Raw genomic sequence first — 15,840 nt, 5'->3', positions numbered from 1 at the left:
GGAAAATGTTAAAACGTGAACAGTTGATCGGTGCCAACTTTTCGTTCCAGCACTATCCCTTTCAATGGGTTGTCGAACAGCTTCGACTGATGGGCTTTCAACGTATGGAGCTATGGGGAATAGCCCCCCATCTTGATCTGTTTCATGCTGACCGTGCACGGCATTCAGGTGTCCGGTCAATTCTGAATGATAACGGGATCAGCGTGCATTGCTTCACCCCGGAACAGGTTCTTTATCCGGTCAACATAGCCTCAGGCGACGTAGCTTATCGTGAAAAGAGTGTTGAATGCTTTCTGCGAGCAGCCGATTTCAGTGCCGAACTGGGTGCGAGCTACCTCTTCTTGACACCCGGACGGGGTTTTGAGTGCGAGAGCCGCGAACGCGCGTGGAACCATTCGCTTCAGTCGTTGGAGAGAATTACGACACATGCGGCCAATCTGGGGCTTCGATGTTTGCTTGAGCCCCTACAGCGCACTGAAAGCAACATCGTCAATAATGCCGCCGATCTTGAACGTCTCTGGCAGGATCTGAATGCGGAAAATGTCGATCTGGTACTTGATCTGGTTGCCATGGCAGCGGCTGAAGATAAGGTCAGTGATTACTTTTCGAGATTTGGCAAACGTCTTGCCCATGTTCATGTCGTCGATGGAACATCAGCGGGACATTTGGCGTGGGGGGACGGAAACTTGCCACTTGACGGCTACCTTACTGAAATCGCTCATCATTCATTCCGGGGCACATTGACCTTCGAGCCATTTGGCAATGGCTCATATGCACTGGATCCGGTTGCAGTCTGGCGGCGCTGCCTTGATGCGATTTCCCCTCATTTTGATACTGCGGAATGATGATGAAGAACGCAAATCTCAATCTTGTTGCTGTGGGTGACAACTGCCTTGATGCTTATCTGAACAAGGGGGTCGTTACTGTTGGTGGAAATGCCCTTAATGTTGCTGTGCAGTGGAAACGGCTTGGGGTCGGTGCCCGGTATATCGGCGCACTGGCACCCGACAGGGAAGCAGAGATCATGCTTGGTGTGATCGAAGATGTCGGACTTGTGCCAAGCGATATTGAAACTATTCAGGGAAATTCAGCTGTAACGCTTTTGACCGATAATGACGGTGAACGGCATTTTCTGTTTGAATCTCTGGGTGTTGGTGAAAACTACATTCCAGATCAGCAGCGATATCAGGCATTGCTCTCATCCGATTGGACTCATCTTGGGACCAATTCCAGTGAAAAACTGGTGCGTCAGCTTGTAGAGGACGGTGTCAGATTCAGTGTGGATGTCTCTACCCGGCATTTTGACCTGACGCTTGAGGGCGTCCCATTGGTTTTTGCATCAGGACCAGACGACCCGGACGAACCGGTTCAACCATTGATTACACAATTCAAACGGGCTGGAGCTCAACAGGTCGTTATTACCTGCGGCAAACGCGGTTCTTTCTATGACAATGGACGCCAATTGTATTCCGCAGGTTCCGTACCCGTGAACGTGGTCGACACTTGTGGAGCTGGTGATAGCTTTATCGCCTCATTTCTGGTGGCGCTTTTCTTCGAAGGTTGCTCTGAAGAAGAGGCGCTGCAAAAGGCTGCTGTCAGTGCGTCTGAAACCTGCACGCACCCGGGGGGCTTTCCCCAGCCCTTGCAGTCAATCCCACAATGGCTGCTCGACAAATACCACGAAGTGATTGCAACAGCGCAGAAGGTCTGACTATGAGCTCTATCACAATGAGACCACCCGTTGTCGCGGCGAAGCAGGATCGTTCCTTCTGGCTGCAAAGTATTGGCGCAGATCCGGTCACCGCACCTTTAACGGGTCAGCAGCAATGCGATATTGCAATCGTTGGCGGGGGATATGCCGGGCTTTGGACGGCACTGCGGATACGAGAACAAGAACCAAATTCGCGTATCACAATCCTGGAAGCAGATTCTTGCGGTTCGGGCGCATCCGGGCGTAATGGCGGACAAGTCCACAGCTGGTATGCTGAAATCGATATGTTGCGCGACCTTGTGGGCGACGAAGATGCGCGCATGCTTTGTCAGGCAACCTGCGATGCAATTGATGAGCTGAAAGCGCTGCAAGATTGTGGAACCATTGACATGGATCTGCGTCTTGATGGCTGGCTGTGGACCGCAAGTTCTGTCGCACAGGAAGGTGCGTGGGCGAAAGCACTGGATATCTGTCAGAAATCCGGGTTCAACCCGTTCCAGACACTGAATGCGCACGACATTGAACGGCGCACTGGCTCTAGCGCATCATATGCCGGTATTGTCGAGGAGCGGGCAGGGACTGTCCAGCCTGCCAAGCTTGCTCTTGGCCTTCGCAAACTTGCGCTTTCCAAGGGGATTGTCATTCATGAAAAAAGCCCTGTTTTGGAGATCGTTCCGGGTGAGCGGCCCGAACTTAAAACACAAGACGGGACATTGACTGCCAACAAAGTTGCTTTAACGGTCAATGCTTGGGCTTCCGCGATCCCTGAGCTTCATCCCTATCTTTATGTGGTGAGCAGTCAACTCGTTGCGACAGCGCCTGCTGGAGATATACTCAAGCGTATCGGTTGGACTGATGGTGCTTCGATCTGTGATGCGCAGCAACACGTGCTCTATTATCAGCGCACGCCGTCGGATCAGGTCGTATTTGGACGGGGAACGGGTGGAATTGCCTATAATGATCGGATTGACGAACGTTTTAATCGCAGCGGCGACGGCGGTGCAGACAATATACGTGAACTGCACCGCGTATATCCTCAGCTAAAGGACGTGCCGATCCTTCATGACTGGAGCGGTCCGATCGACTGTACGGCGCAGCATCTACCGGTATTCGATCATTTAAGGCATTACCCGAATATTTTCTATGCTCTGGGTTTCAATGGGACCGGCATTGCCCAGGCGCCTGTCGCAGGTCGGATCCTTGCAAGCCTGATCCTGGGACGCGTGGATAAATGGAGCAGTTGTGGTTTGGTGGGGATCAAAAACCGCACCAAGCTTCCGCCCGAACCTGTGCGTTATCTGGGTGCGAAAATCGTCCGCGCGGCTATTCGAAGAAAGAACGATACCGAAATCCTCAACCGTGTCCCGGGCCCCATAACGAGGTTCCTGGCAAGTCTGGCTCCGTGAGCAACACAACCCAAGCGAAACAAGAATAAAAGGAATGGGAACGATGGCCGACCTGTCGCTGAAGAATATACGTAAATCCTACGCCAACCTGGAAGTACTCCATGGCATTGACCTTGATATTACATCGGGGGAGTTTGTCGTTTTCGTCGGGCCGTCCGGTTGTGGAAAGTCAACCCTGTTGCGCTCAATTGCAGGCCTTGAGACGATAACGTCGGGTGATCTTGTCATCGCCGGGGAGCGTATGAACAATGTCGCTCCGTCGAAACGGGGTATTTCGATGGTCTTCCAGTCATATGCACTTTATCCTCATATGACAGTCTATGAGAATATGGCTTTCGGTCTGCGTATTGCCGGCGTGACGAAGGCAGAGATAGACAAACGGGTCAAGAAAGCCGGCGAAATTCTTCAGCTTAGTGAATATCTGCAACGCTTGCCAAAGGCCCTTTCGGGAGGGCAAAGACAACGTGTTGCGATTGGACGCGCAATTGTCAGAAACCCGCGTGTTTTCCTGTTTGACGAACCCTTGTCCAATCTTGATGCAGCCCTGCGGGTGGCTACACGCATCGAGCTTGCAAAACTCAAGCAAAGCATGCCCGATGTCACGATGATTTATGTGACCCACGATCAGGTGGAAGCGATGACACTGGCGGATCGGATCGTTGTGTTCAAGGATGGCAATATCGAGCAGATTGGAACACCAGTAGAGCTTTACAAAAAGCCAGCCAATCTTTTCGTTGCGCAGTTTATCGGTTCTCCAGCCATGAACATACTCGCGGGCACTATATCGGAGACCTCGGGACGTAGTTATACCTGTCATCTTGATTGTGGGACGAAACTTGCCCTTGAAGCCAGTGATGGAACTTTCGCACTCAATGATAGAGTTAGCGTTGGAATTCGACCCGAGAGTACCAGGATTGCCCGCGAGGAAACTGGCAGCCCCCTCTTTTCGGGAACCGTGGATCTTGTAGAGCATCTGGGCGAGGCGCAAATCCTTTACATCGACATGGTCGGTTCCGACACCAAATATCTGATCAAAACCCCTGAGGAAGCGGATTTTAGGCTCTCAGATACATTACGATTTACAGCTTCGACGAAGGACATGCATATCTTCTCCGCCAATGGAACAGCCGTTCCGGTTCAAGTAATCTAGAGTTTTGAATATCATCTTTGGGCAGTGATTTCGGCGCAGCGGTATATAGTGCGGTTTTGAAAAGGTAATGTAGTGATCTCTGGCAAACGCAATTGATTGTCGTACGGTGTTGGTCGGAAAAGATCGTAGCGGCGAGCTCCGCATTATGGAGGCCATTCACCGTATAGCGAGCAGCCATGGCAATGTCGGGAACGGTAGTAGTCCCGGCCCAACTTCAACGAAGATTGAGCCGGGGTGCTGTTAGTAGTCGGTGATCTTTTTCATGTAGCGGCGACCGTCCAGCATGACCTGTTCACGTTTCGCCGCCAACTTATAGGCAAATTTCCAAAGAGCATCGAAGAAAATCAACGGCACGAAATATCCCTTGAAAGTGTCATCTATGTCAGCGAGATCGAGTTTCGCTGCATCCAGCACCAACATATTGTCCGGCTCGCCGAAACGGTACAGGAAATCCCGGCCACGCTCGGCCAGCGCACGCGTTTCATCGAGCCCAATCATGACGACGAAGCAGGCATTTTTATCGACGACTTCGAATGGGCCATGGAAGAACTCATTGGCGTGGATAGCTTGCGAGTTGATCCACAGCATTTCCATGAGCACGCAGATGGAGAATGAATAGGCTGCGCCATAAACCGGACCGCTAGCCATGGTGTACACGACTTTTTCGCGGCCATAGCGCTCTGCATATCTGGTAAAGGTTTCATCAAAATGCTGCTGACCGCGTTCAATGGCCGGTTGCAGTGCCGGCAGGCTTTCCAGCAGTTTGGGCAGCAGGCTGGTCTTGTCGCGTAAATCGACAATGCCCGCCAGCAACATGTAAAGCACGCTGTAATTGCTGTCGGCACCATCGATCGGAATGCCGGTGGTGTAGGACGCCTGGTATTGCAGCACGTGGTCGGCGGCGGCGGCGAGCGGCGATTGCGGATCCAGCGTCAGGGAGATCACGCAGGCGCCCCGGCGACGGGCATGTTCTGCCGCCCGCACCGTTTCCTTGGTGGTGCCCGTCTGGGAGCACAGAATGACAATGGCATCGCTGTTGAGGCGACGCGGGTCGCGTGTGACGAACTCGTCGCCATTATAGACATCAGAGGTCAGCAGTCCCGAATGGCGATCCAGAAAATACTTGCCCGGATGCATGATTGACAGCGATCCGCCGCAGGCAACCAGAAACACATGCGAAAAATCCCGCTGCGCAAGCGCATTCAAGGTTTCAGCAATATCGGTAGGAAGTTGTTTGGGCATTCTATTCCTCTTTTCAGCGTCTTGAAGAGCCCGGCTGCGCCGATCGGCAGCCGTTCCGGTCCAGTGCAACATTTCCCGGTACCAACCCCGCGATACGTTGACAGTTCTACTTTAGTGTGCGAACGTTCTCACATCTTGTCAATTGGGAAAATAAGAATGATCAAAATCGCGGCGATGGGCGATAATGTCGTCGATTGTTACATTTCGCGTCGGGAAATGTTTCCGGGCGGTAACTGTGTCAATGTCGCTATCCATATGAGCCGTTTTGGGGCCGAGGCGGCCTATATCGGCGTGGTTGCCGCAGATGCGGCCGGAAGGGTCATTCAGGCCGCACTGCGCGACGAGGGGGTCGATACTTCGCATCTGCGCATGGAGGCCACAGGCAAGACGGCATATTGCATCATTGGTCATCGCGGCAATAATGATCGCTATTTCATCCGCTTTGATCTCGGAGTGTCGATGTTTGAGCCGAGCACTGCCGATATTCAGTTTGCGCGCCGGTTCGATGCCGTCCATATCGGTCAGTCGAGCGGCCTTGACGGCTGGCTGGATGCCATTGCACCGCAACGCCTGTCCTATGATTTTTCCACCCGCCGCGACGTAGAACACTATCGGCGTATTGGCCCGAGATGCTTTCTGGCCTCTGTTTCGGGCGGTGAGCTCTCATCGGACCAGGTCACAGCGACTATATCCTGCCTCCGCGAGAGCGGCGCGGATTGGGTGCTGGTCACCCGTGGTACAGAGGGCGCAGTTCTTGCCGGTTCGCAAGGGGTTTTTCATGCGGAAGCAACGCCGATTGTGGCGGTTGACACGTTAGGCGCGGGCGACAGTTTCATTGCCCGCACCCTTTATGGCTTGCTGAACGGCGAGGCGCCTGCAACATTGCTACAAGCGGCGTCATGCGTTGCTGCGGCGACATGTGGCCAATATGGTGGTACAGGTCATGCCGCGCCGATTGATCTCGGCGAGGCTATAGCCGAGTTGCAGGATTGAGTCCGCTGCGAATGTCCTTTTGAGGTTAAGACCGGCCAGATCAACCGGGATGGCGGGCGAGCGAACAGCGCGGCTGCCATTCGGCATGCAGCACGATATCCTGCTGCGCCCGATCGGCGCTATCGAGCCGCTCCAGGACCAGACGAGCCGCGGCTTCGCCAACCTCGAGCAGCGGCTGCCGGATTGCCGTCAGTTTAGGGGTAAAGAACGACATCCAGTCCAAATCGTCGAAGCAGACCACGGACAGTTGCTGCGGAATGGAAAAATCGAGTTCGCTGATTGCCAGCATGGCGCCGGCTGACATCAATCCATCGGTGGTAAACAGCGCTGAAGGCCGGTTTTCCCGGGTCAGCAACGCGATGGCGTGTTGGCGGGCAATATCGATCGAATAGCTGCCCACCTGGGCAACGAGGCTCGGATCAAAGGCGATCCCGGCTTCCTCATGCGCTTCGATATAGCCGAGCAGACGTTGCCAGCTCGGATAAAGCGATGAAATATCGATTTTCTTGTGCTGGCGGTCGTGAAGAAATGCGTTGAGATTCTTGTAGCGGCCATGCTCGAGTTCCGCCAGTACGCCAATCCGACTATGGCCGTCGAGAATCATTTGGGTCACTGCGGCGTGGGCGGCCTGGCGGCCATTGACGGTCACCGAATCCGCCTTCAATCCCTTCACGCGGCGATCGATCTGAACCACCGGACAGCCGCTGGCAACGACATCGTGCAAGTGCTGCGCCTTGAGAATATCACAGGGCGCAATGATGATGCCGTCGGCCTGCTTTTCGCGCAGAAGATCCACTGCCTCCAGCTCACGATCGATCGATTCATCGCTGTTGGTGACGATCAAGCCAAAGCCGCGCGCACGAACCACATCGGAAATACCGCGGAGAATACTGGCGTAAAACGGGCTTTGCATGTCGCCCGCGACAACGCCTATGGTCTTGCTGCGCCCGGTGATAAGACTGCGTGCCAGCAGATTGGGGCGATAGCCCAGCATATCAGCGGATTTCTTCACCTTGTCGCGGATTTCTTCGCTGGTATAGCCATAGCCGCCCAATACACGTCCGGCGGTCGCGGTGCTGACGCCGGCCAGGCGCGCCACATCGGCAATGGTCGTCTTGTCGGCGCGTCGTTCACCCATGTCTGCGCGTTCCTTCCAAGCAGTTTCACGCTGCTCAATACCTGTACCGTTTCATAGGCGATGATGGGCCTGATCTCAACTTTCAACTTGACGGATGCGATCAATCAATGGCTATATTGTGAGAACGTTCGCATATCATTATCAGCAACGCAAGTAGAAGACGAGCCTCGCACGGGGATAAAGTTCCAATCAAAGGGGAGATAAATGACCAATCGTCGCAAAACCGCATCCCGGCGCATGATGGTAGCGCTGGCGGCGCTGGCCGCGGCCGCCAGCATCACCTCGGTGCATGCCGCACCGATCAAGGCACTACAGGACGCTGTGCCGGAGAATTACAGGAAGGGCGTCAAGATTGCTGCCTTCAATGACTGGCCACCGGACGAGTTTGTCGAAGACGGCGTCCTGAAAGGCTGGAGCATCGACATGGCCAAAGCCATGTCGGAACGCATTGGCGTGACATTCGAATTTACCGCAACCAGTTTCGACGCCATCATTCCGGGCCTGGCCAGCAAGCGTTTTGACGCCGGATTTTCTTCCTTCGGTGTGACGCCGGAACGGCTTGATTCGCTTGATTTCATTCCTCAGCGTAAGGAAGGCACCGCCTACGCCTTCTTGAAAGGCAAGGACTTTTCCATCAAGTCGGAAAAAGATCTGTGCGGCCATAGCGTTGCAGTGATGACAGGTGCCTGGGACTACCAATATCTGAAGGAAAAGAGCGCGGAATTGTGCGAATCCGCCAGTGAGAAGCCGATTAATCTGCAGCAATTCACCACCCAGAACGCCGCCGAACTGGCTGTGTCCTCGGGGCGTGTTGAGATGGTGGCGGCCGGATCGGCAAAAATGCACTATATGGCCAAGATTACGGGGCGCTTCAGCGTATCTGAACTGGTCAGCAATCCGGTCTTCAACGGCATTGGCGTGCGCAAGGGTGATGCGCTTGGGCCAGTTTTCCGTGATGCCATCCAGTCCATGATCGATGACGGCTCCTACAAGGAAATCATGGCAAAGTGGGGCGTTGATGGCGCCGGCACCCTGGAAAAGGCGGTTCTGGTTACTAAGGACAATCCGGAGCCAAAATAGTCAGGGCCGATTGAATGAGAACGCCCGTCAGCCGGCGGCGGTGCGAATACAGCCGCGGTCCATTGCGCAAGGGCCGGCCCGGAACACGGGGCGGCGGGTTTGGTAAGTTCGAATACGAATTTCGCTAAACACGATACGGTAGTCTGGAGTAAATCATGGCAAGAACAGCTAAGACGGTCGCGCACCGGCCGGATATACATAGTGTCAAACCGATACCCGTGCGCCATCCATCTCGATGGATCACCGGCGCCGTGCTCATTGTGATCGCATTGAGTTTTGTCAATATGCTGGCGACCAATGAGAACCTGCAATGGAACATTGTTGTGCTCTACATGTTTCATCCCGACATTCTCGCTGGCTTGGCGCGCACGCTGTTCCTGACTTTTGCCGCAATGATCTTTGGTTTTGCAATCGGCATCATACTGGCCGTGATGCGCCTTTCAGCCAATCCGGTGCTGCAATGGGCAAGCTGGCTGTGGATATGGTTCTTTCGCGGCGTTCCACCCCTGGTTCAGCTGATTTTCTGGTACAATCTGGCGCTTCTGGTTCCCAATCTGACCATTGGCATTCCGTTCGGGCCGACCTTGTGGTCCTGGGACATGAACACGCTGATCACGCCGATGAGTGCAGCACTGCTTGGCCTGTCCTTTACAGAAAGCGCCTATGCCGCCGAAACCATCCGCGCTGGCATCCAGGCGATCAATCCGGGCCAGACCGAGGCCGCCGCGACACTTGGCATGACGCGGTTTCAGATCATGAAGCGCATCGTGTTGCCGCAGGCAATCCGTATTATCATTCCGCCGATCGGCAATGACACCATTTCAATGCTGAAATTTACGTCGCTGGTCAGCGTGCTTGCCTTGCCCGATCTGCTCTATTCGGCGCAGATGATTTATTCGCGCACATATCAGACCATTCCGCTGCTGATCGTGGCTACGATCTGGTATCTCATCCTGTCAACCGCCCTGACTATCATCGAACACCATATCGAGAACCACCTGAAATCCCGGCAGATCACCCGTTCCGCATCATTCCTGTCCAGACTGCTGCCCTTCAAATTTGCGCTTGGATATCAAAAATGAATGAAACGCCCGCGAGCTTGCCACTGCTGCAGGTGGAAAGACTGACCAAATCTTTTGGCAATCACCGGGTGCTCGACGGCATCGACATGACGGTTGAAAAGGGGGACGTGACCTGCATTGTCGGCCCATCCGGCTCCGGCAAAAGCACATTGCTGCGCTGCCTGAACTATCTCGAAGTGCCGGATTCCGGTACCGTGTTGCTGGAAGGCGAGCCGATCGGCATGCGTTGGCAGGGTGAGCGGCTTTATACGATGTCCTTCAACGAACTGGCACTCCAGCGCCAGAAAATGGGTATGGTGTTCCAGGGCTTCCATTTGTTCCCACACAAGACCGTGGTGGAAAACATCATTGAGGCGCCTATGATCGTACGCAAGATAGGTCGCCAGTCGGCCACCGCTGCGGCGATGAAGCTGCTGGAAAAAGTCGGCCTTACCGAGCGCGCCGATTATTATCCAGACCAGCTCTCCGGTGGGCAGCAGCAACGCGTGGCGATTGCCCGTTCATTGGCCATGCAACCTCAGCTGATGCTGTTTGATGAACCCACATCAGCTCTTGATCCGGAACTCGTCGGAGAGGTTCTGGCAGTGATGCGCCAGCTCGCCGAAGACGGCATGACCATGATTGTCGTCACACATGAAATGAACTTCGCCCGCGAAGTCGCCGACCATCTGATTTTCATGGATGGGGGCCTGATTGTTGAATCCGGCCCGCCTAAAGAAGTGATGGGCAACCCACAACATCCGCGTACCAAAAGTTTTCTGACGCGCGTGGCCTGACAGGAATGATGATAACTCTCAATGCACATCACACCGATGCTGCGCTCGATTATCCGGGATTGATCGAAGCCTTGCGTCAAGCGCACGCGAGCGGCAAACGACCGCAATGCGACACTACCGTACTGCAGGACCGGCAAAGTGCTGACAACCAGTTCGTATCCCTGGTAGCGTGGCTCGAAGGCGAGGCCGTTGCCGTCAAGCTGGTCGGCGTTTTCCCTGCGAATGTCAAACTTCCTGTGGCCCAACCTTCGATCCAGGGCACGGTAACGCTGTTCAGCGGTCAGACCGGCGAAGCACTGATGGTCTGCGACGGCGCCATTGAAACCTTCAAGAAGACGGCGGCAGATTCGGCACTTGGCGCCAGCCTGCTGGCGCGCAAGGACGCCCGTACCTTGCTGGTGGTTGGTGCCGGGGGGCTAGCGCCCCATGTGGTGCAGGCTCATTGCGCCAGCCGACCGTCGATCGATCAAGTCTTTATCTGGAACCGCAACTTCGACAGGGCGGAAAAACTTGCCAGCCGACTTGACATTGCTGGCGTCGACATCGTTGCCGTGGAGAATCTCGATAACACAGTATCGATGGCGGACATCATATCGTGTGTCACCATGTCGACCAATCCGCTGGTTAAGGGTAAACTCCTCAAAGAGGGCGCTCATGTCGATCTGATCGGTGCCTATATGCCGGACATGCGTGAAGCCGATGATGACGTGTTCCGTCGTGCCGGACGGGTATTTGTTGATACGCGCCATTGCTGTGATGGTTCGGGCGAACTCGGAATTCCGCTCGCCACTGGACTGATCAAGCTTGAGCAGATCGAAGCTGATTTGATTGAGCTATGTCAGTCAAAACATCCGGGCCGCAGCGATGATCGCCAGATCACGGTCTACAAGAATGTCGGTGGCGGGCATCTCGATCTGTTTACTGCCCAATATCTGTACAGCACTTTTTAGAGCCGGCGGGGCCACGTTTAACACACACGATATTGAACACCGGATGGTTGCGAAGGCCCGTTGTTGACTGGCAATCATAATCAACGGTCTGGCCGAGAATGTTAAATGGACAGGTAGTGATAATAACATTGACAAACTTTGCCAATCTGCGATTTTAATTGCAGTGAAGGGAGAATTTGATGGTAACGATGAACGTATCGCTCCCTCATCCTATGAAAGAATGGGTTGAGGCTCAGGCCAAAACGGGACGCTATTCGAATGCGAGTGACTATGTACGCGATTTGATCCGTAAAGATCAAATGCGCAGCGATAAGATCGCAGCGATGCAGCGCTTTGTTGACGAGGGTTTACAAAGTGGCCCAGGAAGTCGTTCACAGGACGAACTCTTCGCAGTGGCACTCGCTAACACCGAAAAATCTCTGAAACGCAACTGATGGAATTTAACTCTCTGGTCTTGCGGAAGACGATATCATTGCTATCGCCGAGCAGGGTATAGCAATGTTTGGGCCTGTGCAGGCGAAACGCTATCATGCAGAGTTGTTTAACACTCTGGATTTAATTGCAAAGAACCCACAAATGGCACGTGCACGGGAAGAAATTTCTCCACCTGTGCGGGTGCACCCGTTTAAAGCCCACCTCATTATTTATCAAATTGAAGTAGACGGAACAGTTTTTGTAATTCGGGTACGTCATGCATTTGAAGATTGGGTCGGGGATCTGTTTTAATCTTTGCCTTGATCGTTAAATCTTGTTCCGCACCCAAATTGCTTTTTTGATACGATATTTTACCGGTGTCATACTCTTGAGCGTCGCAAGTTTTGGGACTTTTGCGACGGGAACGGTGATTATACAAATGCCGATGCAGATGGAGTGTGATTTATGGCAAGCCTGCCCGACCTAATCCAAGCCTATATTAATGCCTACAACAACAAGGATGTCGACGGGATGCTAGTCTGCCTCTCCGACAAAGTGTCTTTCCGGAACATTTCGGGTGGTCAGGTTACGGCCGAGACATCGGACAAGCAGAGCCTTGAAGAGATGGCGAAATTCGGAGCATCGGCGTTTGAAACGCGGCGGCAGACCGTCACAAACGCAATCACCGTCGCGGACACGACACTAGTTGAGATCGCATATTCCGCTGTGGTGGCGATTGACCTTCCGAACGGATGGAAAGCTGGGCAGGAACTGGCCTTCTCCGGTGCGTCGTCGTTCCGTATCGAGGATGGCAGGATCGTCAGCATCGTTGACGAGATCTGAGGGCCGAGAAGGGCCAGTTTGCTATCGCACAATTCCAGAAATCTGCGAGAAGTGGGCATGGAAATGCGATAGTGAGTATCCAGGTGGCTCAACCTGGTTTCAGGATGTTTGGCGCAGCTTAGAACGGCCACCTTTGGATTCCGATGGTGAGATATTTACACAGCTTGATGGCAGCATAACCAGCGTTGCCATGTCCGTAAATATATCCCAATTTGCTGATCGACAGCAAATAATTGACTTTTCGTCTAAAACAAAAGAGTTGATGTTTAGTAAGCTGGATTTTTAGAATAGCCGTCGCTCTGGGGAAAACGATATCAAAAGATTTTCCCTCGTTTTCTCAATCTAATATGTATATCCTTCATGTCTAATCGATATTCGTAAATATATTCATTAAGCGTGCGGTTGCTCTTCTTTTGATTAAAGCGTGCGCAGATGTAAGCCATGTTTTCTGCTACTGATAAGCCTCCGCGTGCGACCGGATATATGTGATCAGGGACATCTGCTCCAGGGCCGAAAAGTTTTCCGCAATACGGACATTCTGCACCCTTTTTGAGTTTCCCTTTCCTAATCCCTGCACTCTGGTAGTTCGCTGTCCTATTGAGGGAATGTGAATAGAGTTTGGCGCGCCCATATACTTGTCCGCGTCGCCAGCATAATTGTCCAAACTCAATATATGTCGCAGCCTGTGGCACCCACTCGGTGGGAATGAGCAGCTTTCTGCAGTCCATAAGGTCATTTATCGCATGAAGCAGGCTACTGTCGGTGACACACATACCAGAGCGTCTTGCCAGTCAAAGAGCTTTGGTTAGAATAGCGAATGCCGCCAATTATAATGTTCTGCGTTGAACGATGAGGAACTGCGCCCTTCAGTGAGCAACTGAAAATAGTGAAGTCGAAAGTTAGAAGGATTGGAATGTTTAATTTACTCGGATTCGAATTTTCTAGTTCCTTTATTACAACGCCTGTTTCGGTTATCATTGTCATACTGGCGATATATCTGGGATTGCGTTGGCTTAAGAGCTTCTTTGTCATGACGCCTCAGCAGCACGTGAGAATTGTTGAAACGTTTGGGCGCTTCACTGGTTATCGTAAAGCGGGTCTGTCGATCAAATTTCCCTGGCCATTTCAGCGCGCCCGCTCGCCGTTTTCCTTGCAGACGAAACAGATATCTCTTCAACTTGGCGTCAAATCCAAAGACAATGCTTTTGTCACCATGCCGATCAGCCTGCAATATCGGGTTATTCCTTCCGCGGTAGAGGCGGCCTTTTACGAATTGCATAATCCAGAAGAGCAAATCGAATCCTACGTCGCAACAGATGCGCGCGCCGTCGCGGCGGCGAGAACATTCGACCAACTTTATACCGATCGCGATGAGTTCACGCGTACTGTCCGTGAATCTCTGGACGAAGCTATTAATGCATATGGTTATGAGATCCGTGCCGTGTTGATTGATGATCCACGGCCAACGCCGGAGATGATTTCAGCCTTCAACGAAGTGCTTGCGTCTCAGCGCAGATTGGAAGCGGCGCACAACGATGGGGAGGCTGAGAAGATAAAGCGGACAAAGAGTGCGGAGGCTTCTGCTGCTGCGATGTCAATTACGGCGCGGGGGATCGCAGCCAGTCGTAGCATTATCGCAGAAGGCAATGCGAGAGCCCTTGCGGCCTTTCGAGCAGATACGACACTGACAGATGCCGACGCCATGGCATTTATGATGGAAATCAATCGGCTCGAGGCGCTAAGGGACGCTGCGTCTCACGGAGGAAAAACAGTGTTGGTTACAGGAGATGCGCATGCTGGAAATTATGAGACCAGAGCGCTCCTAAGTGCGTTGGCAATCGACGACGGACCGAAATCAGAAAAAGATGCGGGGCGAGAAACTGGTTTGATCGGCAATTTGAAACAGCACATTGCTCCGTTAAAGACAGATGAGGCTAACGACGAACGGATCAAAACGAAAAATGATTAGTGTTTCGGGTCAAATGCTTCCTGAAGCAGACGAGGTCATCAGGATTTCTGCACGGAGAAGAAGGTCCTTATTCAGATCATTCGTGGCTGTGTTCCTTTGCGCTATCTCCGCGGGACAAGCAGCTTCCAGCGATGCCGTCGAAATTGATTTGCAGAACGGACTATCGGCCTGCGCCGATCTGAAGCCCGGGCAGGTGAAGAGGCAGGCAAACATTGTTTCCTTCGACGCGAGGTTTAATTTGCACCGGTCGATCGGAATGTGTGGATGCATGTCTGCATTGGTCAATTACACCGCCAGCGTGGACATCAACGGCATACGCCAGAAACTGCAGCAAGGCATCATTTCGCTTGCACGAGAGGGCGACAGAACACTGATCCTCGCATCCGATCAGAATCTGATTGCAGGTAAAGATGTCCGCGTCGAGCTGCCCTGCGCCGGACCACTGTGACTGAACTGATTTGGCTGCATGAACGCTATCATGACGCAAGTTTTGACTATTTTATCAAGCGTAGCGGTCCAGATTCACTGTGGTCGTGCTTAACTTAATGTAATGGTGCCCTGAATGAAAAATAGATCTTTCATAGCGGTCGTCATCGCGATTGCACTTGCCGGAATTAATGTCCCCGTGCGGGCCGACGGTTTCAAAATCCACGAGTTCACGCCCATCAAGCAGGAGTTCTGGTCGATTTTCGATGCCTCTGCGTATCATGCGGAAGAACCGACTAACTTTCGGATGTCCTGCTGCGGAACAGATGACGATCAACATTTGATGATCGCTATCGATCGCCATGTCGACGAGCAAGGGCAAGAAAACAGAACGGACGAAGGTTATCTCACAGAGCTGGACGTCAATTCCGAAAAAATCGGGTTTAAAATCGAGAAAATCGATGTCTCCCCTGCAGTTGGACGACTTATCCGCCTCCCGAATGTCGGTGGCTTGAAGGGGGTGAATATTTTTGTCGTGGAGGGCGGAGACAGGCTCACAATCCAGTCTGTCGCGCCGACCGAGGAGACCGCTGAGAACAATGCGCGGAAGGCCTTGGAAATAGCAAAAAAGCACGTCATTGGACGATGACCCGGTCTATG

At 53.0% G+C, this 15,840-nt stretch carries 17 protein-coding genes and 1 pseudogene; 15 read left to right on the top strand and 3 right to left on the bottom strand.

What is annotated here, in order from left to right; all coding sequences use genetic code 11:
- The first annotated feature begins 5 nt into the window (after positions 1 to 5).
- From FIB18_RS21965 to FIB18_RS21950, 4 genes are read left to right on the top strand one after another with little or no spacing between them, the layout of a single operon-like run.
- Positions 6 to 845, top strand: coding sequence for a sugar phosphate isomerase/epimerase family protein (locus FIB18_RS21965; protein WP_109989635.1), 840 nt, complete (start codon positions 6 to 8; stop codon positions 843 to 845).
- Between the two features lie 2 nt (positions 846 to 847).
- Positions 848 to 1,711 (top strand): PfkB family carbohydrate kinase, encoded by an 864-nt coding sequence (locus FIB18_RS21960; protein WP_036586983.1) that lies wholly within the window; start codon positions 848 to 850, stop codon positions 1,709 to 1,711.
- A gap of 2 nt (positions 1,712 to 1,713) precedes the next feature.
- Positions 1,714 to 3,117: an NAD(P)/FAD-dependent oxidoreductase gene (locus FIB18_RS21955; RefSeq protein ID WP_140022734.1), complete on the top strand. Its 1,404-nt coding sequence runs from the start codon at positions 1,714 to 1,716 to the stop codon at positions 3,115 to 3,117.
- Between the two features lie 43 nt (positions 3,118 to 3,160).
- Entirely contained in the window at positions 3,161 to 4,267 is a 1,107-nt protein-coding gene (locus FIB18_RS21950) for an ABC transporter ATP-binding protein (RefSeq protein WP_140022732.1), read from the top strand.
- Between the two features lie 240 nt (positions 4,268 to 4,507).
- Here the strand turns inward: FIB18_RS21950 and FIB18_RS21945 are convergent, their stop codons facing one another.
- The gene (locus FIB18_RS21945) at positions 4,508 to 5,509 is read right to left on the bottom strand and encodes an SIS domain-containing protein (protein ID WP_036586989.1); all 1,002 of its coding nucleotides are present in this window, start codon (positions 5,507 to 5,509) and stop codon (positions 4,508 to 4,510) included.
- Here FIB18_RS21945 and FIB18_RS21940 point away from each other — a divergent pair.
- On the top strand, positions 5,441 to 6,502 hold the full coding sequence (locus tag FIB18_RS21940; protein WP_255488034.1) for a PfkB family carbohydrate kinase: 1,062 nt from the start codon (positions 5,441 to 5,443) through the stop codon (positions 6,500 to 6,502). The genes FIB18_RS21945 and FIB18_RS21940 overlap by 69 nt on opposite strands.
- Before the next feature lie 40 nt (positions 6,503 to 6,542).
- On the opposite strand, the gene FIB18_RS21935 is transcribed toward FIB18_RS21940, so the two are convergent.
- Positions 6,543 to 7,640, bottom strand: a complete 1,098-nt coding sequence (locus tag FIB18_RS21935; protein ID WP_140022729.1) for a LacI family DNA-binding transcriptional regulator — start codon at positions 7,638 to 7,640, stop codon at positions 6,543 to 6,545.
- 204 nt (positions 7,641 to 7,844) lie between these two features.
- Between FIB18_RS21935 and FIB18_RS21930 the strand changes: the two genes are divergently transcribed.
- The 7 genes and pseudogenes from FIB18_RS21930 (at position 7,845) to FIB18_RS21900 (ending at position 12,785) form a co-directional block, all read left to right on the top strand.
- Complete coding sequence (locus tag FIB18_RS21930; protein WP_140022727.1) at positions 7,845 to 8,720, top strand: transporter substrate-binding domain-containing protein; 876 nt, start codon at positions 7,845 to 7,847, stop codon at positions 8,718 to 8,720.
- A gap of 155 nt (positions 8,721 to 8,875) precedes the next feature.
- The gene (locus tag FIB18_RS21925) at positions 8,876 to 9,802 is read left to right on the top strand and encodes an amino acid ABC transporter permease (RefSeq protein ID WP_140022725.1); all 927 of its coding nucleotides are present in this window, start codon (positions 8,876 to 8,878) and stop codon (positions 9,800 to 9,802) included.
- Positions 9,799 to 10,578 carry an amino acid ABC transporter ATP-binding protein gene (locus tag FIB18_RS21920; RefSeq protein ID WP_140022723.1) on the top strand — a complete coding sequence of 260 codons (780 nt, stop codon included), beginning with the start codon at positions 9,799 to 9,801 and terminating at the stop codon, positions 10,576 to 10,578. The genes FIB18_RS21925 and FIB18_RS21920 overlap by 4 nt, the downstream gene beginning before the upstream one ends.
- Positions 10,579 to 10,583: 5 nt before the next feature.
- Positions 10,584 to 11,528 (top strand): ornithine cyclodeaminase, encoded by a 945-nt coding sequence (locus FIB18_RS21915; protein ID WP_140022721.1) that lies wholly within the window; start codon positions 10,584 to 10,586, stop codon positions 11,526 to 11,528.
- 179 nt (positions 11,529 to 11,707) lie between these two features.
- The gene (locus FIB18_RS21910; RefSeq protein ID WP_021586553.1) at positions 11,708 to 11,962 is read left to right on the top strand and encodes a type II toxin-antitoxin system ParD family antitoxin; all 255 of its coding nucleotides are present in this window, start codon (positions 11,708 to 11,710) and stop codon (positions 11,960 to 11,962) included.
- Between the two features lie 10 nt (positions 11,963 to 11,972).
- Positions 11,973 to 12,254 (top strand): annotated as a pseudogene (locus FIB18_RS21905) (type II toxin-antitoxin system RelE/ParE family toxin); the annotation flags it as partial.
- Positions 12,255 to 12,407: 153 nt separating this feature from the next.
- The gene (locus FIB18_RS21900) at positions 12,408 to 12,785 is read left to right on the top strand and encodes a nuclear transport factor 2 family protein (protein WP_138787104.1); all 378 of its coding nucleotides are present in this window, start codon (positions 12,408 to 12,410) and stop codon (positions 12,783 to 12,785) included.
- Positions 12,786 to 13,099: 314 nt separating this feature from the next.
- Here the strand turns inward: FIB18_RS21900 and FIB18_RS25485 are convergent, their stop codons facing one another.
- The gene (locus FIB18_RS25485; RefSeq protein WP_369523002.1) at positions 13,100 to 13,513 is read right to left on the bottom strand and encodes an HNH endonuclease; all 414 of its coding nucleotides are present in this window, start codon (positions 13,511 to 13,513) and stop codon (positions 13,100 to 13,102) included.
- A gap of 185 nt (positions 13,514 to 13,698) precedes the next feature.
- Between FIB18_RS25485 and FIB18_RS21890 the strand changes: the two genes are divergently transcribed.
- The 3 genes from FIB18_RS21890 (at position 13,699) to FIB18_RS21880 (ending at position 15,829) form a co-directional block, all read left to right on the top strand.
- Positions 13,699 to 14,754: an SPFH domain-containing protein gene (locus tag FIB18_RS21890; protein WP_138787106.1), complete on the top strand. Its 1,056-nt coding sequence runs from the start codon at positions 13,699 to 13,701 to the stop codon at positions 14,752 to 14,754.
- Entirely contained in the window at positions 14,714 to 15,202 is a 489-nt protein-coding gene (locus FIB18_RS21885; RefSeq protein ID WP_140022719.1) for a DUF2195 family protein, read from the top strand. The genes FIB18_RS21890 and FIB18_RS21885 overlap by 41 nt, the downstream gene beginning before the upstream one ends.
- 114 nt (positions 15,203 to 15,316) lie before the next feature.
- Positions 15,317 to 15,829, top strand: coding sequence for a hypothetical protein (locus FIB18_RS21880; RefSeq protein WP_138787108.1), 513 nt, complete (start codon positions 15,317 to 15,319; stop codon positions 15,827 to 15,829).
- Positions 15,830 to 15,840: the final 11 nt, after the last annotated feature.

The organism is Brucella pecoris (assembly GCF_006376675.1).
Classification (GTDB): Bacteria; Pseudomonadota; Alphaproteobacteria; order Rhizobiales; family Rhizobiaceae; genus Brucella; species Brucella pecoris.
This window is presented reverse-complemented; position numbering and strand designations above follow the sequence as displayed.